The organism is Herbaspirillum huttiense, from assembly GCF_047300815.1.
Taxonomy (GTDB): domain Bacteria; phylum Pseudomonadota; class Gammaproteobacteria; order Burkholderiales; family Burkholderiaceae_D; genus Herbaspirillum; species Herbaspirillum huttiense_A.
In genome coordinates, this window is record NZ_CP178608.1 from 855,834 (window position 1) to 881,449 (window position 25,616).

17 protein-coding genes and 1 tRNA gene are annotated in these 25,616 nt (G+C 61.0%); 12 read left to right on the forward strand and 6 right to left on the reverse strand.

Features of this window, described 5'->3' with window-relative positions:
- Nucleotides 1-2: 2 nt before the first annotated feature.
- From ACLRDN_RS04005 to trxA, 4 genes are all read right to left on the reverse strand, one after another.
- On the reverse strand, nt 3-1,727 hold the full coding sequence (locus tag ACLRDN_RS04005; protein ID WP_413459065.1) for an ArnT family glycosyltransferase: 1,725 nt from the start codon (nt 1,725-1,727) through the stop codon (nt 3-5).
- Between the two features lie 252 nt (nt 1,728-1,979).
- Nucleotides 1,980-2,249 (reverse strand): type B 50S ribosomal protein L31, encoded by a 270-nt coding sequence (locus tag ACLRDN_RS04010; RefSeq protein WP_034331092.1) that lies wholly within the window; start codon nt 2,247-2,249, stop codon nt 1,980-1,982.
- A gap of 278 nt (nt 2,250-2,527) precedes the next feature.
- The gene (gene rho / locus ACLRDN_RS04015; RefSeq protein ID WP_413459066.1) at nt 2,528-3,790 is read right to left on the reverse strand and encodes a transcription termination factor Rho; all 1,263 of its coding nucleotides are present in this window, start codon (nt 3,788-3,790) and stop codon (nt 2,528-2,530) included.
- A gap of 130 nt (nt 3,791-3,920) precedes the next feature.
- A complete protein-coding gene (trxA, locus tag ACLRDN_RS04020) occupies nt 3,921-4,247 on the reverse strand; it encodes a thioredoxin TrxA (protein ID WP_006462943.1) in 327 nt (108 codons plus the stop codon).
- Nucleotides 4,248-4,728: 481 nt separating this feature from the next.
- On the opposite strand from trxA, the gene ACLRDN_RS04025 reads away from it, so the two are divergent.
- The 8 genes from ACLRDN_RS04025 (at nt 4,729) to dnaG (ending at nt 18,222) form a co-directional block, all read left to right on the forward strand.
- Complete coding sequence (locus ACLRDN_RS04025) at nt 4,729-7,488, forward strand: PD-(D/E)XK nuclease family protein (RefSeq protein ID WP_413459067.1); 2,760 nt, start codon at nt 4,729-4,731, stop codon at nt 7,486-7,488.
- Nucleotides 7,485-10,961, forward strand: coding sequence for a UvrD-helicase domain-containing protein (locus ACLRDN_RS04030; RefSeq protein ID WP_413459068.1), 3,477 nt, complete (start codon nt 7,485-7,487; stop codon nt 10,959-10,961). The genes ACLRDN_RS04025 and ACLRDN_RS04030 overlap by 4 nt, the downstream gene beginning before the upstream one ends.
- A gap of 351 nt (nt 10,962-11,312) precedes the next feature.
- On the forward strand, nt 11,313-12,521 hold the full coding sequence (locus ACLRDN_RS04035) for a cation:proton antiporter (RefSeq protein WP_413459069.1): 1,209 nt from the start codon (nt 11,313-11,315) through the stop codon (nt 12,519-12,521).
- On the forward strand, nt 12,518-13,747 hold the full coding sequence (locus tag ACLRDN_RS04040; RefSeq protein ID WP_413459070.1) for a YbdK family carboxylate-amine ligase: 1,230 nt from the start codon (nt 12,518-12,520) through the stop codon (nt 13,745-13,747). Before ACLRDN_RS04035 ends, ACLRDN_RS04040 begins: the two co-directional genes overlap by 4 nt.
- 260 nt (nt 13,748-14,007) lie before the next feature.
- A complete protein-coding gene (locus ACLRDN_RS04045; protein ID WP_413459071.1) occupies nt 14,008-15,216 on the forward strand; it encodes an NAD(P)/FAD-dependent oxidoreductase in 1,209 nt (402 codons plus the stop codon).
- Between the two features lie 212 nt (nt 15,217-15,428).
- A complete protein-coding gene (rpsU, locus tag ACLRDN_RS04050; protein ID WP_006462949.1) occupies nt 15,429-15,641 on the forward strand; it encodes a 30S ribosomal protein S21 in 213 nt (70 codons plus the stop codon).
- Nucleotides 15,642-15,938: 297 nt separating this feature from the next.
- Nucleotides 15,939-16,385 carry a GatB/YqeY domain-containing protein gene (locus ACLRDN_RS04055; protein WP_413459072.1) on the forward strand — a complete coding sequence of 149 codons (447 nt, stop codon included), beginning with the start codon at nt 15,939-15,941 and terminating at the stop codon, nt 16,383-16,385.
- Nucleotides 16,386-16,425: 40 nt separating this feature from the next.
- Entirely contained in the window at nt 16,426-18,222 is a 1,797-nt protein-coding gene (dnaG, locus tag ACLRDN_RS04060; protein WP_413459073.1) for a DNA primase, read from the forward strand.
- 490 nt (nt 18,223-18,712) lie between these two features.
- Here dnaG and ACLRDN_RS04065 read toward each other — a convergent pair whose 3' ends face one another.
- Nucleotides 18,713-19,006 carry a hypothetical protein gene (locus tag ACLRDN_RS04065; protein WP_413459074.1) on the reverse strand — a complete coding sequence of 98 codons (294 nt, stop codon included), beginning with the start codon at nt 19,004-19,006 and terminating at the stop codon, nt 18,713-18,715.
- A gap of 52 nt (nt 19,007-19,058) precedes the next feature.
- Here ACLRDN_RS04065 and rpoD point away from each other — a divergent pair, with 52 nt between their 5' ends.
- From rpoD to ACLRDN_RS04080, 3 genes are all read left to right on the forward strand, one after another.
- The gene (rpoD, locus tag ACLRDN_RS04070) at nt 19,059-21,284 is read left to right on the forward strand and encodes an RNA polymerase sigma factor RpoD (RefSeq protein ID WP_413459075.1); all 2,226 of its coding nucleotides are present in this window, start codon (nt 19,059-19,061) and stop codon (nt 21,282-21,284) included.
- 57 nt (nt 21,285-21,341) lie between these two features.
- Nucleotides 21,342-21,420, forward strand: a tRNA-Ile gene (locus tag ACLRDN_RS04075).
- A gap of 393 nt (nt 21,421-21,813) precedes the next feature.
- The gene (locus tag ACLRDN_RS04080; protein ID WP_413459076.1) at nt 21,814-23,421 is read left to right on the forward strand and encodes a dienelactone hydrolase family protein; all 1,608 of its coding nucleotides are present in this window, start codon (nt 21,814-21,816) and stop codon (nt 23,419-23,421) included.
- A gap of 269 nt (nt 23,422-23,690) precedes the next feature.
- Here the strand turns inward: ACLRDN_RS04080 and ACLRDN_RS04085 are convergent, their stop codons facing one another.
- On the reverse strand, nt 23,691-23,801 hold the full coding sequence (locus ACLRDN_RS04085; RefSeq protein ID WP_413460338.1) for a helix-turn-helix domain-containing protein: 111 nt from the start codon (nt 23,799-23,801) through the stop codon (nt 23,691-23,693).
- A gap of 286 nt (nt 23,802-24,087) precedes the next feature.
- Here ACLRDN_RS04085 and ACLRDN_RS04090 point away from each other — a divergent pair, with 286 nt between their 5' ends.
- Nucleotides 24,088-25,599, forward strand: coding sequence for a methyl-accepting chemotaxis protein (locus tag ACLRDN_RS04090; RefSeq protein WP_413459077.1), 1,512 nt, complete (start codon nt 24,088-24,090; stop codon nt 25,597-25,599).
- The last annotated feature ends 17 nt before the right edge of the window (nt 25,600-25,616 follow it).

Below are 25,616 nucleotides of genomic sequence, written 5' to 3' on the forward strand. Positions count from 1 at the left end.
GATCAGCGGCCGGCACGGCGATAGAGACGGAAGCGCTCGTCACGGTCGGAGGGACGGCGGCCTTCCCAGACCATGCGCCAGTTGCCGGGGTATTGGCGCAGCAGGAGCGTGGCGTCCTGGTTGCTGATGTCATCCTGCAGCAGCAGGTAATCGCAGCTCTGGTCGCGCTCATCGGCAAAGCGCACGTGCCCGAAATAAGCGAAGGAAGCGCGCTGGGCCGGCCCCACATTGGTCTGTACGCACTGCTTGACCGAGGTCAGCCTGGCTTCGATCTGCTCGGCCACGCCCGCATAGCTCTTGCCATAGTTGACCCAGGGCAGCCACAGCGTCATCAGCAGCACCCAGCACAGGATCACGCCACCCGACGACAGCACCACGGCGCGCCACAGCACCGAGGGACGGCGCGAGATGCGCCAGTGCACCACCACGATCCAGGCGATGGTGGCGGCCACCGCGATGGCCAGAGAGATCCATTCGAAGCCGGGCTTGAAGCCAGGCGCGAGCTTGTAGGCATTGCGCGCGATCTTGGCCGGCCAGCCGGTTTCCTTGGCGATCCAGCCGATCCAGATGAAGGCCGCCGCAGTGGTCAGCGTCATCACCGAGAACCAGTCCACCGCATTGATGGCGCCGCGCTTCATGGTGGGCAGGCCGAAGGCGGCCAGGATCGCCAGCGCCGGCAGCAGCGGCAGCAGCATGCCTTCTTCGCGATGCACGTTGATGAGGATCAGCAGCGTGATGGGGATCAGGAAGGCCAGCGGCAGCGCGATATGCAGCGAACCCAGCTGGCGCCGCCAGGCGTACAGCGCCCAGCCGGCGAAGGGCCAGGCGGGCCAGGCGAACCAGACACCGTATTTGCCCAGGAAGGCCACGGTGGCCAGCGTGGGACGGTTCAACTGGTAGATGTTCCAGCTCATCCACAGTTCGACCTGGCTGGCCGCTTCGGCCGGGATCAGCTGGTGCAGGGAGATCACCCACGCGGCGCTCATGAGCAGGGCCAGTGGCAGCGACAGCAACAGCAGCAGGCCCAGCGCCCGGCCATCCTTGCGCAGCGCGGCCAGCAGCACCAGGGCGATCAATACGCCTGCCGGCAGGAGCCAGCCATAGGTCAGTACCAGCATGCCCAGCGCTGCGCCCAGCCAGAGGCCATGGCGCAGCTTGCCGGCATCGAATACCCGGGCCGCGCCGAACATGGCATAGGCCACCAGGGCGATCTGCAGGGTCTTGGGGCTGGTCTCGTGGCTGTGCAGCAGCAGGCCGAGGAAACCGAGATAGATCAGGAAGGCGCCATCGGCCAGGGTGCGGCCGAAGTCCTTGGGTTCGGGCTGGCCGCCGAAGGCCAGCTTCAGGGGCTGCGCTTCGGCGCGGCGGCCCAGCAGGTAAGTGGTGTACCAGATCGAGAGCGAACCCACCAGGAAACAGCCGATGACCGAGATGCGCGCGGCCAGCGGGTCGCCCAGCAGCCAGCCGAAGAGTTTGATGCAAATTGCACCAAACCAGTAGGCCAGCGGGCTTTCGGCCGGCAGCGGCAGGCCGGCCACATTGGGGGTGAGCCAGTCGGTGAGGGTGCCGTGGGCCATGGTCCACATGACGCCAAAGGTGGTGGCGTCCTCGTTCTTCCAGGGATCGCGGCCGATGAGGCCCGGCAGGATGTAGAGGAGGGCGAGCGCAAGCAGGGCCATGCGCGGAAGCGCATTGGTCGCGGCGGCGGGAAGACGGACTGGCTTCATCAAGATCTTGTTGCTCTTGTTCTGTGCTGCGTGTTGGGTGATGCGCGGGCTGGGGTGGCCTTGGCCGCGCGCTCGCCGTTGTCGGCGGCGGGTATTTTTTGGCTGGTTTTTTTAGCAGGCCCTATTGTGCAGGAAAACCCGGTAAATAGTTGTTTCTGTCTGCTACATGCTGGTGCGGGCCCCTGGTCATGCACCACGGGTGAACCAAACAAAAAAGGCAGCCGGAGCTGCCTTTTTTGGAGGAAGTACTGATTACGCCTTCGAGACAGCAGTCTTCGAACCGACGGAACCGAACTTCTGGCGGAACTTCTCGACGCGGCCAGCGGTGTCGACGATCTTGTGCTTGCCGGTGTAGAACGGGTGCGATTCGGAAGAAACTTCGATCTTCACCAGGGGATATTGCTTGCCTTCGAACTCACCGGTTTCGCGGGTGCCGATGGTGGAGCGGGTGATGAACTTGAAGTCGTTCGACATGTCGTGGAACAGGACTTCGCGGTAATCCGGGTGGATGCCTTCTTTCATGATTGCCTCAAGAGTAGTTTGGTAGCCAATCGCCACTTCGTCGGTCGCCCTGCTTCTTGACCCGATTGATGATCACTTGCCGGTTTGGAAAAGTCCGAAATTATACAGTGCAATCAGGGGCTTGGGTCAAGGCGGATGGCCGGCCGCTCCGGTGCAGCGTGGTATTTCAGATGAAAATGCGCCCCCGTCGCTTCCTGTGGGGCAATGAAAAAACGGCATGCCCGCTGAGGGACATGCCGTTTTCCGAACCTGCGGAGGACTTAGTTGCTTTTGCGAACTTAGTTGCCTCGGCGCATCATGTCGAAGAACTCGGCGTTGTTCTTGGTGGACTTCATCTTGTCGAGGATGAATTCCATCGCCTCGATCTCATCCATGTCGTACATGAGCTTGCGCAGCACCCAGATCTTTTGCAGCTGGTCCGGCTTGATCAGCAGCTCTTCGCGGCGGGTGCCGGACTTGGAGAGGTTGATGGCGGGGTAGACGCGCTTCTCGGCCAGGCGGCGTTCGAGGTGCACTTCCATGTTGCCGGTACCCTTGAATTCTTCGTAGATCACGTCATCCATGCGCGAGCCGGTTTCGATCAGGGCGGTGGCGATGATGGTCAGCGAGCCGCCTTCTTCGACGTTACGCGCAGCGCCGAAGAAACGCTTCGGGCGTTGCAGCGCGTTGGCATCCACACCACCGGTCAGCACCTTGCCGGAGGCCGGGATCACGGTGTTGTAGGCGCGTGCCAGGCGGGTGATCGAGTCCAGCAGGATGACCACGTCCTTCTTCATTTCGACTAAGCGCTTGGCCTTTTCCAGCACCATTTCGGCGACCTGCACGTGACGCGTGGCCGGTTCGTCGAAGGTCGAGGCGACCACTTCGCCGCGCACCGAGCGCTGCATTTCGGTCACTTCTTCCGGACGTTCGTCGATCAGCAGCACGATCATCACGGTATCCGGATGATTGGTGGTGATGGCGTGGGCGATGTGTTGCAGCATCACCGACTTGCCCGACTTGGGCGAAGCCACCAGCAGGCCGCGCTGGCCGCGTCCGACCGGGGCGATCAGGTCGATGATGCGGCCGGTGATGTTTTCCTCGCCGCGCATGTCGCGCTCAAGCTGCAGCAGCTTGTTGGGGTGCAGGGGCGTGAGGTTTTCAAACAGGATGCGGTGCTTGGAGGCTTCCGGCGGTTCGCCGTTGACCTTGTCGACCTTGACCAGGGCGAAATAGCGCTCGCCATCCTTGGGCGTGCGCACTTCACCTTCGATGGAGTCGCCGGTGTGCAGGTTGAAACGGCGGATCTGCGAAGGCGAGATGTAGATGTCGTCGGTGGACGCCATGTAGCTGCCGTCGGGCGAGCGCAGGAAGCCGAAGCCGTCAGGCAACACTTCAAGGGCGCCATCGCCAAAAATCTGTTCTCCTGATTTTGCGCGCTTCTTCAGGATGGCAAACATCAGCTCCTGTTTGCGCAGGCGCGCAGCATTCTCGATGTCCAGGCTGATGGCCATTTCCAGCAAGGCAGAGACGTGCATCGCTTTTAGTTCTGATAAGTGCATATGAGTGTCCCGGGACGGGATAAATAAAGGTGGGGGAGGGAATTGCGTGGTGTGGATCTGGATAAAGCCGGGCACCTTGTGCCGGGCGGACGGCAGCGCGAGCGCGCCGCCGTCGGATGTTACATCAGAATCAGATGTTGCTGTCGATGAACGAGACCAGCTGGCCCTTGGCCAGTGCGCCGACCTTCTGGGCAGCGGCTGCGCCGTTCTTGAACAGGATCAGGGTCGGGATGCCGCGGATGCCGAACTTGGCCGGGATGGCCTGGTTGGAGTCCACGTCCAGCTTGGCGATCTGCAGCTTGCCGTCGTATTCCTTGGCGACTTCTTCCAGGATCGGGGCGATGGCCTTGCAGGGACCGCACCATTCCGCCCAGAAATCAACCAGCACGGGCTTGTCGGACTTCAGCACATCGGCTTCGAAGGAGGCGTCAGTAATATGTTTGATATGTTCGCTCATGGCATTTCCTCGGTATGAGGCAGTGGTGTAATTAGTCAATCAGCGCCGGTGGACACATACCATCAGGCCTGGCGTGAGCCATCAACGCTTCCGGAGTTGCTAGGTCTACGTGGAGTCGTTGCGCGCTGATTCAAGTTGTAATTGAAGCGCGGCTGAGGTAAGCGGCGGGGTACAGGGGCAATCATAACCCATTTTGAAAGAAAGTGTGGACGCGCGAGGCGGGGCTTGTTGTCACCCGTCCTCATCACCATCATTGCAGCGCTGCGCGAGCACTGGCGCGGCTTTGCCCGCTGCACCCGGAGGGCCGCCAGGGGGCCGTCTGGCATACAATGCGCAGCATGGCCTGCCCCGGCGCGATTGAAAAAATCTGTCGGAGCAAGAGAAAAATACAATGACCGCGCGCGCCGCTGGGGCTCTTGTGCCGCCCCGGCCGTGTCCATACGCGCTATCCTCACCAGCCCTCACTGACGCCAGAGAACGCATGCTGCTTGCCACCGTACCGATTCCGCCCACTCCCGATTTCTGGCAACAGGCCGTGCGCGCGCTGCTGCGCGAGGGCCAGCCGCTGGGGCAGGCGCTGCAGGCACAACAGGAAGGGGCGCTGGATTTCTCGGGCGTGCAATTGATGGTCCCAGCGTTTTCCCACGCCCAGAATTTCAAGGCGGCGCTGTCGCGCGAACTGCGTCGGCCCTACATCGCCCCGCGCATCAATACGCTCTCCGGCCTGCTGGCGATGCAGCCGCCGGGCGAGAGTGCGCCGCCCTCCGAGAGCGAGCGGCTCATGCAGCTCTATGCGCAACTGCGCGAACATGGCTGGCTCAAGAAAATGTTTTCCGCCCGCCGCAATGCCGACCTGCTGCCGCTGGCACAGACGCTCTTGTCCTTGTCCGATGAGCTGACCCTGGCGCTGCTGCCGGAGATCCGCGCCAATGCGGATGGCGAAGAGGCCGCGGTGGGCCGCTGGACCCAGGCCCTGGCGCAACTGCTGGAGCCGCTGGCTCCTTCGGCGCACGGCATGCTCTCCGACGAAGCCGCGCTGGTGTGGCAGGTGTGGAAGACCCAGCTCGATGTCCATGACCGCATCGTGCAACGTTTCGACGCGATGCTGGCACTGGCCGGCCAGGCCAGCCTGCCGCTGGTGTGGGTCAGTCCGACCGAACCGGAGCCGCTGGATGCGGCCTTCCTGTCGGCCTACGCACAGCGCCAGCCGGTGCGCATCGTCACGCTGGACTGGAGCCGCGCGGCTATCGCGCCGTTGCATCCGCTGTATCTCTCGGCGTGGGAAGAGCTGGTGCGCGACGATGAAGCGCTGCCGATGGAGGCGGACCAGGCTGCTGGCGCCCCGGCGCACCCGATCGCGCTGCCGCGCCTGTGTCCGGCGGGCGACCTGGAAAACGCCGCCATCCAAAGCGCGCAGATCGTGCTGCGCTGGCTGCAGCAGGGCAAGACCGACATCGCCATCGTGGCCCAGGACCGTGTCACCGCACGCCGCCTGCGCGCCTTGCTGGAACGCGCCGAAGTGGCCGTGGCCGACGAGACCGGCTGGAAGCTCTCCACCACCCGCGCCGCCGCTGCGCTGGCCGCGTGGAATGACCTGGTCTCGGCCCGGGGTGAAACCAATGCGCTGCTGGACCTGTTGAAGTCGCCCTTCGTCTTCCCCGATGATGCCGACCGCAGCGACCGCGTCATGCGCATCGAAGCCCGACTGCGCCGTACCAATATCGCCGGCGACTGGCAGGCGCTGCAATCGGCCTTCGCCGACGCCGGGCAGGCCGATGACCTGGCCTGCATCATCACGCTGGCCAAGCAGGCCGCGCGCTTCGGCGGCCGCAAGACGCTGGCGCAATGGTGCGAGGCGCAGCGCGGCCTGTGCCAGGCGCTGGGCATGGAGGCTGCGCTGCGCGCCGATGGCGCCGGTGAACAATGCCTGCTGATGCTCGACGAGATCGCCGCCGAGCAGGGTGGATTGAGCGATACCTTCAGTTTTGCGGAATGGCGCGCGCTGCTCAATTTGCGCCTGGATGCGACTTCCTTCATGCCGCCCATCAAGGACCGGCGGGTCGTGATGCTGCCCCTGAACGGCGCGCGGCTGCGGCGTTTCGAGGCGGTGCTGGTGATCGGTGCGGATGCCGCGCATTTGCCTTCACCTCCGCAGGAAACCCTGTTCTTCTCCAATGCCGTGCGGCGCGAACTGAACCTGGCCACGCGCGCCACGCGCCAGCGCCAGCAGCTGCGCGACCTCACCGAATTGCTGTGCGTGAATCCGGATGTGGTGCTGTGCTGGCAGACCCATCAGGATGGCGAGCCCAATCCCGTGAGCCCGTGGATCCAGCGCCTCGAACTGAAGCTGGCGCAGCAGGGTGCCGCCCCACTGGAGCGGGTGACGCTGCCGCCGCCGATGAAATCACTGCGTGCGGTGCTTTCCTCCATGCCGATGCCGAGTGCGCCGGATCTGTTGCCGGCGTCGTTGTCGGCCAGCGGCTTCGGCAGCTTCCTGGCCTGCCCGTATCAGTTCTTTGCGCAACGCATGCTGCGCGTGGCGGTGATGGATGAATTGTCGGACATGCCCGAGAAGCGCGACTACGGCAGCTGGCTGCACGAAATTCTTTACCGCTATCACGCCCACCTGCGCGACAACGACACCCCGCTACCGGCCCGCGCGCCTTTGCTGGCGCAGCTTTCCGAGGAAGTCTTCCAGCGCGAGATGCAGCGCCATCCGGCCGCGCTGGCCTTCCATGCGCGCTGGCAGAAGGTGATGCCGGCCTATCTGCTGTGGGCCAACGAGCGCGAAGCCGAGGGCTGGCAATTCGCGTTCGGTGAAGAGTCGCAGTCACACGCCCTGCAATGGCAGGATGGCGGTATCGAATTGTACGGCCGCCTGGATCGGGTCGACCGCAATGCCGAGGGCGAGCGCGCCGTGCTCGACTACAAGACCCGCACCGCCGCCAGCCTCAGGCAGAAGGTCAAGGAAGAAGATGACCACCAGCTGGCCTTCTATGGCCTGCTGGCCGGTGGCGCAGTGGAACACGCGCACTACGTCGCCCTCGAACTGGGCCCTGACAAGAAAACCGGCGACGCCGCCGCCCCCGATTTCGCACGCCAACAGAAGATGCTCCAGCAACAGATCACCACCACCATGCAGGCCGTTGCCCACGGCGCGGCGCTGCCGGCCAACGGCATCGAATCCGTCTGCCAGTATTGCGAGATGCGCGGCCTGTGCCGCAAGGGAGCCTGGCTGTGAGCGCCGCCGACAAGCAACCGGCGGCCTATGAGGTCAATGGCGAAGCGGTCGAGGCGGCGGTCTTCACGCGTGCCGCCTGCGATCCGCGCCATTCGGTGGTGGTCGAGGCCTGCGCCGGCAGCGGCAAGACCTGGCTGCTGGTGGCGCGCATGTTGCGCCTGCTGCTGGCCGGGGCCCAGGCGCCGGAACTGCTGGCCATCACCTTCACCCGCAAGGCCGCGCAGGAAATGCGCGAACGCCTGCTCGAACTGCTGCACGAACTGGCCCTGGCCGACGATACGCAGGCGGCCACGCTGCTGCGCGAACGCGGCGTGGCCGAGCCCGACCTGCCCCGGCTGCTGCCGGTGGCGCGCGGGCTTTACGAGCGCATCCTCTCGTCTGAACAGAGTCTGTCCATCGACACCTTCCACAGCTGGTTCGCCCGTTTGTTGCAGATTGCCCCTTTGGCCTCGGGCGTGCCGCACGGCTATACCCTGACCGAAAAAAATGGCGAGCTGATCGATGAAGCCTACCGCCGCTTCATGCAGAAACTGCGCGAGCCCGAGGGCGCGCCCGTCAAGGCGGCACTGCTGGAACTCTATGAACTGGCGGGCGACTTCAATGCGCGACAGTTGCTCGACGCCTTCATCGACAAGCGCGCCGAATGGTGGGCGGCCACGCAGGACGACGATGGCGAGGAGGGCGAAGAGTCAGCCGACATGTCCTCGCCGCTGCGCTGGCTGGAAACGCTGTGCGGCCCCGATGCGCAGCGCGATGCGCGCCTGTCGCTGTGGGACGATGCCGCACTGGTAGCACGTGCCAGCCAGATCGCGATCCTGCTCGGTCAAGGAGGCAGCGCCAACAAGACGCGCGCGGTGGCCATCGAGTCGGCATTGACGGCAGGTTCCACGCTGGAGAACTTCGACGCCCTCTACAGCCAGTTCTTCGATGACAAGGACAAGCCGCGCAAGAACGGCAAGGTCAAGTCGCTGCTGGCCGCGCTGGTGCAGCACTTCGGCAGCAGCGAGGAAGCTGCGCTGACGGCCTTTGAAGAAGAGTTCAACGCCATCGGCCACGCACTGCGCAAGCTGCAGGGACGCAGCAAGGAAAAGGCGGTCCTGCAACTCAATCGCGCCCTCTTCACGGCCGGCCGCACCTACCTGGCCTGCTATCAGGAGGTGAAATCCGAACAGCGCGTGCTGGACTTCGCCGACCTCGAATGGCAGGCCTACCGCCTGCTGCGCAACGAGGCCAGCGCTGCCTATCTGCAGACCCGGCTGGATGCGCGCTACAAGCACATCCTGCTGGACGAATTCCAGGACACCAACCCGCTGCAATGGTGCATCGTGCGCTGCTGGCTCGATGCCTATGGCGGCGATGCGGCCCAGCCCAGCGTCTTCGTGGTGGGCGACCCCAAGCAATCCATCTATCGCTTCCGCCGCGCCGAGCCGCGCGTGTTCGTGGCCGCGCGCGAGATGCTGCGCGCGCAGGGCGCCGCCATCCTGCGCGCCAACCAGACGCGCCGCAATGCCTCGGCCGTGGTCGATGTACTGAATCGTTCATTCGTCATGGGCGGCAATCCGCTGTTCGCGCAGCAGACCACGCTGGGCCTTGCGGGGGGCGAGGTCTGGCGGCTTCCCCTGGCGCGGCAGGACGAGGATGCAGAAAACGTCATTGCGCCTGAAACCGCCGAAGAATCGGCCTCTCCCGAGTCCACGGAAAACGCTGAAGACATCATCCCCTGGCGCAACCCGCTGACCACGCCGCGCGGCGAGGAAGATGATGCGCGCCGCCTGCTGGAAGGGCAGGCGCTGGCGCAGGCTTTGCTCAAAGCCTGGCGCGAAGTGCCGGTGGTTGAGGGCCGGGGTACGCGCTCCATGCGGTGGGGCGACATCATGCTGCTGGTGCGCAAGCGCACGCACCTGGCGGCCTATGAGAGTGCCTTGCGCGCCGCCGGGATTCCCTTCATTTCAGACAAGCGCGGCGGCCTGCTCGAATCGCTGGAAATCGCCGACCTGATTGCGCTGCTGACCTTCCTCATCACGCCCAACGACACGCGCGCGCTGGCCCATGTGCTCAAGAGCCCGATCATCGGCGCGGCCGATGAGGACCTGGTGCAGATCGCGCGCCGCGTGGCGCAAGCCGAGGGCGGGCACTGGTGGCAGCATCTGCAAGGCATGCAGGAGGAGGGCAGCGCTTCGGCCGCTCTGGTGCGTGCCGTGACCCTGCTGCAGCGCTGGCTGCAGGCCGCACCACACCTGCCGGTGCATGACCTGCTGGACATGATCCTGCATCAGGGCGAACTGGTGGCGCGCTACGCCCAGCATGCGTCGCCGCTCACGCGCAGCCAGACCCTGGGCAACATTGCAGCCTTCGTGGAGTTGTCGCTGAACATGGATGCCGGGCGCTATCCGAGCCTGCCCAAATTCATCGATGCCTTGCGCGTCCTGCAGCGTACCTCGGGTGGCGATGCGCCGGACGAGGCGAGCGTGGATGCCAGCGCCGATGCCGTGCGCATCCTCACGGTGCACAGCGCCAAGGGACTGGAAGCCCCGGTGGTGGCCATCCTCGATGCCAATCACAGCGATTCGGTGGAAGACAATCTCGGCATCCTCTGCGCCTGGCCGCAGGACCAGGATGCCCCCACACACTTCTCGGCCTTTGGCCGGCGCAGCGAACGCGGCTGCGCACGGGAGGATCTGTTCCAGGAAGAAGAAAGCCTGAAGACCCAGGAAGACTGGAACCTGCTGTACGTCGCCGTCACGCGCGCCAAGCAATTGCTGCTGGTCTCGGGCGTGGCCGGTAATCGCGGGGCGGGCGAGGGCGGGGTAGTGGAAGGCAGCTGGTATCAGCGTCTCTTCGCCAGCGATGCGCCGGTGCGCGAGATCAGCGAGGAAGCGATTCACGGTGCCGATGCCGCCGCCATCGAGGAGCAATTCTCGCTGGCGCTGTTCGATCCCAGGCCGGTGCCGATGTCGCTCTTCGGCGCGGCGCAGGAGGAGGACGATGCGCTGCCCGAGGTGGATGCCGATGGCACGCTGGTCAGCACCGAAGCCATCGATGAAGGTGTGGCCCTGCATGCGCTGCTGGAGCGGCTCACGCATGGCAACGCATGGCCGCTGCACCTGCCTTCGCCCCCTGCTTTGGTGCGCTGGCTGGGCATCTCTGCGGAGATGGCGCAGGTCGTGCATGCGCAGGCACGCTTGGTGCTGGCACAGCCGCAACTGGAGCGCTTCTTCAATCCGTCGCTGCATCGCTGGGCGCGCAATGAAATGGAAATCGTCGCCCCGTCTGGCGTCATGCGGCTGGACCGCGTGGTCATGTTCGACGACGAAGTCTGGGTAATCGATTACAAACGCCGTCTGCTCGATAGCGAGCGCGCCGATTATGCAGCGCAGCTGGCACGCTATCGCAGCGCCCTCGTGTCAGTCTTTTCTGACAAGCGAATCAGGTCTGCTCTGATTACCGCCGACGGCATCCTGACCGAACATTGAGGCTCCCCTAACCACCTTCATCTTCTCAATGCGCTTCGGATAACTTCCAGAAATTCAATAAATATCAAATCAGGAAATGCAGATTTCCGTTGTAGGTTAAAAAAAAGATCATCGCGTAGAGCAAGAGTGATATCTTCTGTGCTCCGGTTTTGGATGAGGGATTTTTTCTTCAATAATCTTCTTGCTGAAATCGGGCCCGATGTCGTCGGGCAGCTGCTGCCGTTACGGTGTCGCAGCTTGCGCGCAACATGTCCCGCATGTTGCTCACGCGATCCGCAACCTGCATGTCACCGTCACCTGATGGGATGGCGTGCCACTGCGGTTCAACACCACATCGTTACAGGAGGAGATATGGAGTGGGCTCTTCCGTCGTTCACCCTCGCACAGACGCTGCAATGGAATGCCCTGCTGGTATTCGGCGGCCTGCTGCTCTTCGGGCTGATCGCGGGCTACGTAGTTTCCAAGTCCCCATGGGTGCCACGCATCACGGGTTATCTGCTGGTCGGTTTCCTCTTGGGCGCCGGCGGTTTCAATCTGCTTTCCGGTGAAGTCCTCAAGGTCACCAACATCTTTGCTGACATCGCCGTGGCGCTGGTGGTGTATCAGTTGGGACGCTACGTCGACATCGGCTGGCTGCGCCGCGAAAAATGGCTGATGATCACCGTGGCCGTCTCGGCCGTGCTGTGTTTCGGTTTCGTCAGCATTGCGCTCACCTGGTTCGGTACCGATTCGGTGATGGCGCTCCTGGGTGGCGTGATGGCCATTGCCACCGCACCGGCCGTGGTGCTGGTGGTGCTGCGCGACCTCAAGGCCGAAGGCCAGGTCACGCGCCGCCTGGCAGCCATGACCGCGCTCAACAACTTCGTGGCCGTGCTGGCGGCCTATGCGCTCTTGCCGGTGATCGCCCATGAGGCCGGCACGCCCGTCTGGACCCTGATCCAGCACACCCTGTATTCGCTGGTCGGCTCGGCCGTCCTGGCCTATCTGACCTACTGGCTGATGATGCCGCTGGCGCGCCTGCTGGGCCGCGAAAACAGCTCGCAGTTCGTGCTGGTGATCTCGGTGATCGCCCTGGCCATCGGCGTGGCGCATGCGCTGCATCTGCCGGTGATGCTGACCATGCTGATCTTCGCCATCCTCTCCAAGAACCTGGATCGCCAGTTCGACCTGATGGAGCTGGAGTTTGGCGTGGCCAATGAGCTGTTCGTGGTGATGCTCTTCGTCACCGTGGGCGCGTCGATGAAGCTGTCGGACTTGAGTCTGCTGGGCTTCTCGGTCTTGATTTTGATCGCGGCGCGCTTCCTGGCGATGGGTCTGGGCATCTTCCTGTTTGCCCGCTTTGCCCGCATGAACTGGCGTCAGGCCGGCCTGCTCACGCTGGGTACCTTGCCGATGACCGAAGTCGGCGTGGGGCTGATGCAAACGGTTTCGTCGCTGTATCCGCACACCACGGCCAATGTCTTGCCGCTGCTGGCGGGCAGCATGGTGGTCCTGGAATTCCTGGGGCCGGTGGCAACGCAGTTTGCCCTGATCAAATCTGGAGAGAGTGGACGCGAATGAATACCGAGACACTGATCCGCAATGAACACGAGTCCCCCGGCATCCAGGCCCATGTGGCCGGTGCCCAGGGCAGCGCCGGCATCCTGCCGTTCGGTTCCTCCACGCCCTTTACCATGGGCATCGAGCTGGAACTGCAACTGGTCAACCGCCGCAACTACAACCTGGCCAGCGATGCGGTCGATCTGCTGAACTGGATCGAGCCGCGTGACCTGCAAAAGCAGATCAAGCTGGAAATGACGCAGGGGATGATCGAGCTCAACTCCGGCATCCACACCCGCGTGGATGAACTGATCGAGGAACTGAAGGGCTTGCGCGGCGCCTTGAACCGTGGCGCGCAATATCTCAACATCGATGTCTCCGGCGGTGGCGCGCATCCCTTCCAGCACTGGAACGAGCAGCGCATCACGCCCAGCGAGCGCTTCCATTACCTGCACGAGAAATACGGCTACCTGGCCAAGACCTTTACCGTCTTCGGCCAGCACATCCACATCGGTGTGGAGAATGGCGATGATGCGCTGTATCTCACGCATGGCTTCTCGCGTTACGTGCCGCACTTCATCGCGCTGTCGGCGGCGTCGCCCTTCTATCAGGGCGCAGATACCAAGTTCGATTCCTCGCGCAGCAACGTGGTGCGGGCGTTCCCGCTGTCGGGCACGGCGCCGGTGCATACCAAGTGGGCCGAGTTCGAAACCTATTACGATGAACTGCACCAGATGGGCATCATCGCCAGCATGAAGGATTTCTACTGGGATATCCGTCCCAAGCCGGAATACGGCACCGTGGAAATCCGCGTGTGCGATACGCCGCTGACCATCGAGCATGCGGCGCACCTGGGTGCCTATGCGCAATTGCTGGCGCGCTGGATCCTGACCGAGCGGCCGTTCGTGGTGGATGATGATTTCTACCTGCTGTACCAGTTCAACCGGTTCGAGGCCAGCCGCTTCGGGCTCAATGGCCAACTGGCCCTGCATGGTGCTACGCCTTCGCAATCGCGCAAGCTGCCCATCTATGAACACCTGCTGCAGCAATTGCAGTTGCTGGAACCTTATGTCGCCAACGAGGCCGAGCAGCAGACCATCACGCGCCTGCGCCGCATCGCGCATGATCGCCTGTCAGATGCCGCCTGGCTGCGCCAGATGTTTGCGCAGCGGGGCTCGCTCAATGACATGATGCGCTTGTCCTCGGAACTGTGGATGGGGGTGGAGCCGCCGCCGTATTTCCAATGAACGGTATAAATGATATAAAATTTTAGTTAAGTTAAATTTGCATCAAAGTTGAGGAACCTGGCATGCCGCGTGTTTGCAGAGCGCGCGGGATGATGGGAGGAAGAAGGCGAAGGGCCGGTGTCGCAAGATGCCGGCCCTTCGTCTTTGTGGCTGGTCCAGGGCGCGTTGTTTCCTGGCTCTTGTGTTTTCGGGCCGGGATCGCGGACAATCACGGCTTTGAAGCGGCCTCGGGCTGCACCGAGTTGCGTGCCGGAGGAAGCATGAGCAAGAACAACCCCAATCAATTTGACGTCGCCATCATCGGTGCCGGTGCGGCCGGCATGATGTGCGCCGCCGTGGCCGGCCAGCGCGGACGGCGCGTGGTGCTTATCGATCATGCCGGCAAGCTGGCCGAGAAGATCCGCATCTCCGGCGGCGGCCGCTGCAATTTCACCAATGTGGGGGCGGGGCCGCAGCACTATCTCTCGCAGAATCCGCATTTTTGCCGCAGCGCCTTGTCGCGCTATACGCCGCAGGATTTCATCGGGCTGGTCAAGCGCCATCGCATCGGTTTCCATGAGAAGCACAAGGGACAGCTTTTCTGCGATGACTCCGCCGAAGACATCATCGCCATGCTCAAGGCCGAGTGTGAGGCGGGCAACGTCAGCTGGCGCATGCCCTGCACCGTGCAGGAGGTCGGCAAGAGCGGGGAGCAGTTCCGCATTGCCACCAGTGCCGGCGAGATTGAGGCCAGCAGTCTGGTGATTGCGACCGGCGGCTTGTCCATTCCCAAGATCGGGGCCACCGATTTCGCCTATCGCATCGCACGCCAGTTCGACCTGAAGCTGGTGGAGACGCGTCCCGGCCTGGTGCCGCTGACCTTCGACGGCAAAGCCTGGCAATCGCTCACCGAGCTGGCCGGCATAGCGCTGGAGGTAGAGGTGGAGACTGGCGTCAAAAAGGAGCGCGGGCATTTCCTGGAAGACCTGCTGTTCACCCATCGCGGGCTGTCGGGGCCAGCCATCCTGCAGATCTCCAGTTTCTGGAAACCCGGCACCCCGCTGACGCTGAACCTGTTGCCGCAACTCGATGTGGCCGACACGCTCATCGAGGGCAAGGGCACGCTGAAGAAAAATCTCGGCAACCTGCTGGCGCAATGGCTGCCCAACCGCCTGGCCGAAGGGTGGCTCAAGATCAATGGCTTCGATGCGGGTGCGCGCATTGCCGATATGCCCGACAAGTCCCTCAAGAAACTGGGCGATTCGCTCAATCGCTGGGTGATCCTGCCCAGTGGCTCGGAAGGGTATCGCAAGGCCGAGGTCACCCTGGGCGGCGTGGATACGCGCGAACTGTCCCAGCAGACCATGATGGCCAACAAGGTGCCGGGACTGCATTTCATCGGCGAGGCCATGGACGTGACCGGCTGGCTCGGCGGCTACAATTTCCAGTGGGCCTGGGCCTCAGGCGTGGCGGCGGGTTCCGCGGTGTGAGGCCGGTCTGCGAGGCAGGTGTTGGACTTTTTCCTTCATGTGCCCTTGACTTCAGGTGAAGGATCACCTTGACTGTGATAAGTGCCTGATTCTTAGCTGTTTTTTACCACGGTGGTGGAAAAAATGCCACGTTTGGCCTTCCAATCGGGTGCCAGTACTGCTACAATCGCTTTCTTTGCTAATCCAACCTAACCTTTCTGGTTTGAATTTACATGACCACTATTCGCGTTAAAGAGAACGAGCCGTTCGAAGTTGCAATGCGTCGCTTCAAGCGCACCATCGAGAAGACCGGTCTGCTGACCGAACTGCGCGCACGCGAGTTCTACGAAAAGCCGACCGCTGAGCGCAAGCGCAAGCTGGCTGCTGCCGTGAAGCGTCACTACAAGCGTATCCGCAGCCAACAGCTGCCGAAGAAGCTGTACTAAGAATTTCTCGCCGCGCACTCGTGCGGCCGATGTGTAAACCCGCTCCGGTGTTGGTCCGCAGCGGGTTTTCGCATTTATTCCCGATTTGTCGTGGTGTTTTCTCCGGGCGGCTGGCTGGCCTGGTTTTTCCTGTTGGCAGCCCCAAATAGGAAGGAAAGCACCATTTCGGGCTGGCGATAAGCCCATCCATGTTCTACGATGCCAAGACCGGGCCCTGCTTTGTTGCTGCCCGGAATACTGGATGCGGGATGGCGCCAGATCGCAGAATACTCATCCACCTCATCTTCGGAGTACCCCATGGGTTTGAAAGAGCAGATCACGGAAGACATGAAGGCCGCCATGCGTGCCAAGGACATGGGCAAGCTGAGCACCATCCGCCTCTTGACCGCTGCGATGAAGCAGAAGGAAGTCGATGAGCGCGTCGAACTGACCGACACCCACGTGCTGGCCATCATCGACAAGATGGTCAAGCAGCGCAAGGATTCCATCTCGCAATTCGAAGCCGGCGGCCGTCAGGACCTGGCTGACATCGAAAAGGCCGAACTGGCCGTGCTGGCCACCTACATGCCGGCCAGCCTGTCGGATGACGAAATCAAGGCTGAAGTCCAGGCTGCCGTGGCTGCCACCGGTGCCGTGGGTCCCCAGGACATGGGCAAGGTCATGGGCGTTTTGAAGCCCAAGCTGGCCGGACGTGCCGACATGACGGCCGTGTCCGCCCTGGTCAAGGCCGCGCTGGCTGCGTAAGCAGACCCTTCGCCTCGTTGCCTAACGCCCCGCTGCCCAGGTGATTCCCCAGTCGTTCATCCAGGACCTGCTCAACCGCGTCGACATCGTCGACGTGGTCGGCCGCTATGTGCAGCTGAAGAAGGGTGGCGCCAACTTCATGGGCCTGTGTCCCTTCCACAACGAGAAATCCCCCAGCTTCACCGTCAGCCCGACCAAGCAGTTCTATCACTGCTTCGGCTGCGGCGCGCATGGTACCGCGATCAGTTTCCTGATCGAGTATTCGGGCATGGGATTCGTGGAAGCAGTGAAGGATCTGGCCCAGAACGTGGGCATGGTGGTACCCGAACGCGAAGACAACATCCCCCTGGCACAGCGCCAGGAAAAGCAGGCCAAGAGCATGGCCCTGTCGGACGTGATGACGCGCGCCAACGATTTCTATCGCCATCAGCTGCGCAGTGCCCAGCCGGCGATTGCCTATCTCAAGGGACGCGGACTGACCGGCGAAGTCGCTGCCCGCTTTGGCCTGGGCTATTCGCCGGACGAATGGGACAGCCTGCGCCAGGTCTTCCCTGACTACGAGAACGAAGTGCTGGTCGAGTCCGGCCTCGTGATCGACAAGAGCGAAGAGGGCGGTGGCCATCGCAAGCGTTATGACCGTTTCCGTGGCCGCGTCATGTTCCCCATCCGCAATACCAAGGGCCAGGTGATCGGCTTTGGTGGCCGTGTGATGGATGGCGGTGAACCGAAGTACCTGAACTCGCCCGAAACGCCGCTGTTCCAGAAGGGCAGCGAGCTATATGGCCTGTTCGAGGCGCGCCAGGCGATCCGTGAGGCAGGGTATGTGCTGGTGACCGAAGGCTACATGGATGTGGTGGCGCTGGCCCAGCTGGGTTTCCCGCAGGCCGTGGCCACGCTGGGAACGGCGTGTACGCCTATCCACGTGCAAAAGCTGGTGCGCCAGACCGATGAAGTGATCTTCAGCTTCGACGGCGACAACGCCGGCCGCCGCGCCGCCCGCCGCGCGCTGGAGGCCTGCCTGCCGCATGCGTCGGACAACAAGACCATCAAGTTCCTGTTCCTGCCCAAGGAGCACGACCCCGACAGTTACGTACGCGAGATGGGCGCGCCGGCCTTTGAAGAGCAGATCCGCGAAGCCATGCCGCTGTCTCAGTTCCTGTTGAAGGAAATCATCGGCGAGAACGACTTGCGTACGCCCGAAGGCCGCGCCCATGCGCAGTTTGCCGCCAAGCCGCTGCTGCAGGCCTTGCCGGCTTCCGGCCTGCGTTTGCAGATCGTGCGCAGCGTGGCCCAGGCCACGCAGACCACGCCGGCCGAGCTGGAAGTGCTGTTTGAGCTGGAAAAGCCGGTGGCGCGCGTACGCAGCGCCCCGCCGCGCACCAAGCGCACCGCCCCCGTCGGGCTGGAGCGCCAGATCATGCGACTGCTGGTAGCGCATCCGCAACTCTCGGCCGACCTCGATGCCGCCGCGCTGGAAGCCATCGCCCGCATCGCGCCAGACCAGGCTGAACTGCTGGCGCACCTGGTCGGTGTGGCCCAGGGCATGGGCGAGCAGGCCAATTTCGCCGCGCTGGTCGAGCACCTGCGCGAGGGCGGCCCCGAGTTTGACTCGATGATCGCGGAAATCGCGGCCGAGTCGGAATCCGAATTTGATGTGGTGCGGGCCGAGATGGCCGGCGCCATCCGCCAGGCCAGGATCCGCGCCCTCGATGACGAGATGCAGATGCTGGTGGCCTCCAACCTGCGCACCGAGGAAGAGCGCAATCGCTATCGCGAGCTGATGCAGCGCAAGGAATGGCTCAAGCGCCAGACCGGTGGTGCGGTCGCAGCAGGTTGAGGATCGGCTTTCCCGGGCAAACGGGGAGGGCGGAATGAAGAATCGGCAGGGAGGGTCTTGCGTGGATTTCGCGTGACCCGATCTGAAGAGTGGGCAGGAGCAGGAGCGCAAGAATCGGCCCGGTGTGGAAAACCCGGTAAAGCACTGCAAATTGTCGTGTTTTACGCACCGGATCGCTGGCGGATGGCCGAATATCGCGGCTTGATCCCCGGGAAAAGAGCCCCATCTGTGCTATAATAGAGGGCTTTAGTTCCGCCGGATGGCTCTTGCATCCCCACCCTGCGGCGACATGCCTTCACCCCGGCGCATCGGGAGGAAGGACGGCAGACAGCGGTACCGCCTGCCGGATTGCAAGCGGCATGACTGCCTGCTGCACGCGATCGATGGCCCGCCGGTAAAAGGAACGTTGCGCGTGCAGCCGGAGTCTACCGGGAAACCGGTACCGGAGTTGCATCATTAGCATGACTTGATTGGCGCAATGAGTGAATTCTCAATTGGCAGTTGATTCTATGGCAAATGCAATGAAGAAACCCGCGAAAACTCCAGCAGCGTCGGCAAAGAGCAGCAAGACGGCAGCGGCGGTAAAATCGACCGTCGCGGCCAAGACCCCCCAGGCGGTAGCCGCCAAATCGCCAGTCAAGGGGACGGCGAAGGCTGCTGTCACCGTAAAACCCACGGCCAAGACTGCAGCAGCAGCGACGCCGAAAAAGACGGCAGCCCAGACAACTGCCGCCAAGCCGGCCCGCGCCGCATCGCCCAAAGCGACTGCAACGCCAGCCAACAAGTTACCTCAAGCCGCCGAACAAGCGGTTTCTGTGAAAGCGACGAAGACTTCCGTGACCACCAAGAAACCCGAAACCAAGACCGCCAAGACCACCAAAGCCGCACAGGTGGAAGGCAAAGACGTCAGCGCGACTGCTGCGTCGAGCGTAAGCCAAACCACTGATGCCGCTGCCCTGGCAGCCATCGACACGTCCGGCTATGTGCTGCCGAGCGTCAAGGTGCCGGGCCGCCGTGGCCGCAAGCCCAAGGAATTCCAGCCCGAGAGCGATGAAGTTGCCGCACTGAACACCATCGAGCGTACCGAACTGAAGGCGGCCGACAAGGCCAAGGCCAAGGATCGCAAGGCCAAGGAAAAGGCCTTGCTGAAGGACGCCTTCTCTTCCGATACCGAAGCCAGCGAAGAAGAGCTGGAGCGCCGTCGCCAGAAGCTGAAGACCCTGATCAAGCTGGGCAAGGAACGTGGTTTCCTGACCTTCTCGGAAATCAACGACCACCTCCCGGAAAACATCGTCGATCCGGAAGCCATCGAAGGCATCATCGGCACCTTCAGCGACATGGGCATCTCGGTCTACGAGCACGCTCCTGATGCGGAAACCCTGCTGCTGTCGGACAACGTGGCCAACGTGGCCAGCGATGACGACGCCGAAGCTGCAGCCGAAGCCGCGCTGTCGACCGTCGATTCCGATTTCGGCCGTACCACCGACCCGGTGCGCATGTACATGCGTGAAATGGGTTCGGTCGAACTGCTGACCCGCGAAGGCGAAATCGAAATCGCCAAGCGCATCGAAGATGGCTTGAAGGACATGATCCAGGCCATCTCCGCCTGCCCGACCACGATCGCCGAGATCCTGGCCGCGGCTGACCGCATCTCCAAGGATGAGATCAAGGTCGACGAAATCGTCGACGGCCTGGTCGATCCCAACGAGAGCGAACAGCAGGTCGAGGCCGCCGCTTCCGACTCCGATGAGGACGACGAGGAAGAGGAAGAAGAGGAAGAAGACGAAGAAGAAGAGGAAAGCGAGAGCAGCGGCTCGGGCGCTGCCGGCTTCTCCGCCGAACAGCTGGAACAGTTGAAGCGCGACGCGCTGGGCAAGTTCGCCGTCATCGGCACCCAGTTCGAGAACATGCGCAAGGCCTTCGAGAAGGAAGGCTACAACTCCAAGCCTTACGTGAAGGCACAGGAAATCATTTCCAACGAGCTGCTGGGCATCCGCTTCACCGCCAAGATCGTCGAGAAGCTGTGCGACACCCTGCGTGCACAGGTGGACGAAGTGCGTACCGTGGAACGCCAGATCCTGGATGTGGCCGTCAACAAGTGCAACATGCCGCGCGCGCACTTCATCAAGGTGTTCCCGGGCAATGAAGTGAACCTGGACTGGGTGGATGGCGAAGTCGCCGCCAACCATGACTACAGCACCGTGCTGAGCCGCAACGTGCCAGCCATCAAGGAATTGCAGCAGAAGCTGATCGACCTGCAGGCGCGCGTGGTACTGCCGCTGCCGGACCTGCGTGCGATCAACAAGAAGATGGGCGCTGGCGAGAAGAAGGCGCGCATGGCCAAGCGTGAGATGACCGAGGCCAACCTGCGTCTGGTGATCTCGATCGCCAAGAAGTACACCAACCGTGGCCTGCAGTTCCTGGACCTGATCCAGGAAGGCAACATCGGTCTGATGAAGGCGGTGGACAAGTTCGAATATCGTCGCGGCTACAAGTTCTCGACCTATGCGACCTGGTGGATCCGTCAGGCCATCACTCGCTCGATCGCTGACCAGGCGCGCACCATCCGTATTCCGGTGCACATGATCGAGACGATCAACAAGATGAACCGCATCTCGCGTCAGATCCTGCAGGAAACCGGTGCCGAGCCGGATCCCGCGACCCTGGCGATCAAGATGGAAATGCCGGAAGACAAGATCCGCAAGATCATGAAGATCGCCAAGGAACCGATCTCCATGGAAACGCCGATCGGTGACGACGACGATTCCCATCTGGGCGACTTCATCGAAGACAACAACACGCTGGCGCCGGCCGATGCGGCCTTGCATGCCTCGATGCGCAACGTGGTCAAGGACATCCTGGATTCCCTGACCCCGCGCGAAGCGAAGGTGCTGCGCATGCGTTTCGGTATCGAGATGTCGACCGACCATACGCTGGAAGAAGTGGGCAAGCAGTTCGACGTGACCCGCGAGCGTATTCGCCAGATCGAAGCCAAGGCATTGCGCAAGCTGCGCCATCCTTCGCGTTCGGACAAGCTCAAGAGCTTCCTGGAAGGGAATTGATCTTAAGGGTGAGTCAGGATTGGCCGGCGAGATGTTAAAATCGCCGGCTGATTTTTTGGCCCCCTAGCTCATGCTTGGTTAGAGCAGCGGACTCATAATCCGTTGGTGCCGTGTTCGACTCACGGGGGGGCCACCAGTTTATATAAGGGTTACAGACCGATGAGGTTTGTAACCCTTTTGTTTTTTGTCGATGTAAGCCCTATGTATCCAGTTGTGCTCAATCTAGTAGCATTTCCCCGGTTATGAGGCGATGAAGGCGGCAGTGGAGTCCTGCCAAAACGCCCTCAAAGCGAACCAGGCTGGAAATCGTCCAGGCCCCCCCCCTTATCGCAGACGTGCTCAATGCACGGCAGCAGCTTTATACTGCCCAGCGAGATTCGGTGAAAGCCAACTACGAGGTTCTTATCCAAAGTCTGAAACTGAGGGCTTCAGCCGGAACCCTGTCGGATGAAGACGTGATAGAGATGAACCGATAGTTTGCAAAATGAGTGATTGAGACGTTTTCGACAGGTTGCCCAACGGAGGGGTGATGAGTACGCGCAAGTTGATTAAAGCCGGGTTTGTCTCCAGCGTGCTGTCCTTGCTGTTTATTGGCCCATTGGTCTGCGCGCAAGAAAATCCGCAAGCCGACGATGAAATCCCCGATGCCGGGAAGTGGGTCATTGAGGAGGTGCCGTTAAGAGGAAAAGACGGAAGCCCCGAAAAGACGTCAATGGCCTTATACGGCATGCATCAGGTACCTGAAAAAATCGTACTGGTACCATCGCCCGCTTCTACTCCGAATGTTCGTAACGGGAAATTGAATTCCTTTTCACCTTGGGTGCGTGCCGCGGGGATATTGGCGCGCAAAGGCATTCAAGTGATCTACCTGGATGTGCCCAGCGATGCCAAGAATCGTGACCCGCTTCGCCGGCAGGTCGAGATGGCCAGGGACTTGCAGGAGGCAAGCACCTACCTGCATAACCGCTTCCCTGCCGCCGCCATCTCCGTCGGGTCCTACCAAAGCACTGCAATACCTGCGCTCAATTTCGCCAAGAATAACGGCGCGCTGATCGATAAGGTCATCGTCGTGTCCGGAAACTTCAGCCGCGCGCGAATGGAAAACTGGCAGTCTCTCGCCGGCCGGGCGACATTGATCCACGTACCGAGTGCCAAATGCGATATAGGGCCTTTTTTCGAGGCCCAATGGGTTGCACTTCATAGTCATCTGAGGCTGATTCAAGCAAATTATGCGCAAGCAGAAACTGCTGTCTCATGCAAGCGAGGTTCTCAGGTTGTGTTGACAGGATTGGAGGAGCCATTTGCGAACGCCACGGCTGCGCTGTTGTTTAACCAGGCAGCGCCGGAGAGCATCGGCGCCGATCATGCAGAAATCGCTTGGCATGAAGAGGTATTGACCTATGAGGTTCCATCGGGCGGGCCGCGCATCGAAATGACGCTGTTGCGACCGGATGGCGACGGGCCATTTCCTGTGGTGGTGTTCAACCATGGTGACATTGAAATGGATAGCGTCTATATCCGGTTCAAGCAACGATTTCGCGATACGGTGGTTGCCAAGGAGTTCCTCAGTCAGGGAATTGCCGTAGCCTTTCCGGCACGCCGAGGTATCGGGATGTCTGAAGGTCTTTATCAAGGTTCGGCAAGTCGCTTTGATGGGGATCCACTTTATTCCGCGCGTCGCCATGCGATGGATATCTTGCCTGCCTTTGACGTCTTGAAGCACCATCCGGCCATCGACGCTTCGCGCATGCTCGTGAGCGGTCAATCAGCTGGTGGTTATAGCACGATGTATATCGCAAGCCAGAACATCCCGGGAGTGATTGGCGCAATCAATTTCTCCGGCGGACGTACGGACAATTGGGGGAACGGTGCCAGCTACTTGATCACAACAATGATCAATGGCTTTGAAGAAGCCGGGAAGACGACTAAAGCGCCGATGCTTTGGATATTCGCGGAACAAGACAGCCGCTATCCTGTGGCCACCATCAATGCTTGCTATGACGCCTTTACACGCGCGGGCGGAAAAGCGACGCTATTTATCAGCCCGACAACCGGTCACGATGGGCACTATGTTTTCCATTATCCGGATTATTGGAGAGACAAACTGCGCAGCTACCTGAGGGAGCTAAAACTCTGACGCACGAATCGTATCGCTGCATTAACGGAGTTGACCCTCTCCATGTGATCCACCTTCCACCTTCCACCTTCCACCTTCCACCTTCCACCTTCCACCTTCCACCTTCCACCTTCCACCCCTGCCAAAGGCAGCCACACGGTCGTACGACCCCTCACATCATTGTTTTCTCAGATCCAGGAACACCTGTTTCAGGGTTCTTCGTTGCTTGCGAGCTTTTACGGATTGAGCCAAGCGGAGAGCCAAGGAAAAAATTCATCAAGACAACCAGGCTAATACCTTGCTGGGTATGCTGGTTTGATCGCGTCTGACCGAATATAACGGCGAACCGTATTGCGGGAGATGTCCAGGCAGCGAGTGATTTCCCGGATTGAGAGTTGGATGCGTAGTTAGCTTCAATACCTATCCTATCGAGGCCGTCAGCGCGCATCGCTACTTTCGATATATATTGTGTCTTTATTTATCTCATTTAAACGCCTTGCGTCAAAGCAGCATTAAGCCCATTTAGCGAAAATGCCTGGCATTTATCTCTCGCGTCCTGGAGGCTGTCTTGCGCATCGATCAAAATCCCAACCAATTATGAAGCTTACTTTTCGTCAAACACTTTGGCTTCCGCTTATCCTTAGCCTGCTGTGTATCGCAGGCGTCTTCGTTATAGATGCGATTCAGATGCGTTCAATCCGAATTGACGAGCGCAAGCAGGATCTCACCAATCTTGCCGAAGTGGGGCTTAATCAGATTCGCCAATTTGATGAGCAGGTCAAGGCAGGAAAGCTCAGTCTTGTCGAAGCACAGGAGAGAGCGAGAAGTGCGATCCGGTACATGCGCTATGGGAAGGATGGCTACATCACTATCACCAATACGGACGGTGTGACGGTCATGCATCCCATAAAAGCCGAGCTGGATGGGAAAAATATGATGGGATTCAAGGATCCGAGTGGTTATCCCCTCTACCGGGACATTATTGCGGCCGCCAAAAGTGGGGACGGCACCGGATTTGTGAGCTACCTGTGGGCTCGTCCGGGTGAAGAGCGGGCCTTGCCGAAATTGACGCGAGTTGCAACATATCAACCCTGGGGGTGGGTGCTCACCGTAGGAGTCTACGTCGACGACATCAATAGAGCCTTCAGGGATTCCTTGTTTTACTCCGGCGGGGTGTTGATCATCATCTGTAGCTTTTTGGTCTTGCTGGTCACGTTATTGAATCGTCGTCTGCGCTGGACGATTGGCGGTGACCCAGAGAAAGTTGCCGCTATTGCGCTACGTATTGCAGGAAGTGATTTCACTGTACCTATCAAGGCGGCTGAGCAAGATCAAAGCAGCATTGTCTTCGCAATGAAGAGCATGCAGAAACACTTGTCGAGCGCAGTCAATGAGGTTCGGCGCAGTGCAGAGAGTATCGCTTCGGCTTCCTCTCAGATCGCTGCCGGGAATAACGACTTGGCCATGCGCACATCGGAACAAGCTGCGACCCTGGGGCAAACGGTGGCCAACATGGAGCAGTTGACAAGTCTGGTCCAGCGTAATGCAGATCAGACGGCGATGGCCGATGCTCTTGTCAAAAAAACTTCAACAATTGCGGAGCAGGGGGGCAAAGTGGTCTCTGAAGTAGTGAAGACCATGAGCGGCATTACCGACAGCTCTCGCAAAGTATCGGAGATCATCTCAGTGATCGATGCAATCGCATTCCAGACAAATATCCTCGCGCTCAATGCTGCGGTCGAAGCAGCAAGAGCAGGTGAGGAGGGACGTGGTTTCGCTGTTGTGGCAACTGAGGTGAGGACATTGGCTCAGCGTAGTTCTCAGGCCGCCAAGGAGATCAAGGGATTGATCGATGATTCCCTGGGGCGCGTAGATGAGGGGGCACAACTCGTGGCTCAATCGGGGACGACAATGAATGAAATCATTGATGCTATCCGTGAGGTCAGCGCATTGATGCAACGAATAAACGAAACTTCGGGTGATCAGAATCGCGCAATTTCTGACACGTTCCAGGCAGTGTCCGGTATGGACGATGTGACGCAACAAAACGCGGCGCTGGTCGAAGAATCGGCTGCGGCAGCAGGGGCCCTGGATACGCAAGCAAGACATCTTGAACGGCTGGTGAGTGTCTTTAAAACCAGCCGTGATGATGTGCTGATGGATGGGCGCGGGACTGGAAGTATTGCCGTGCGTCGGTAACGTTTAGCCAGTGAGGC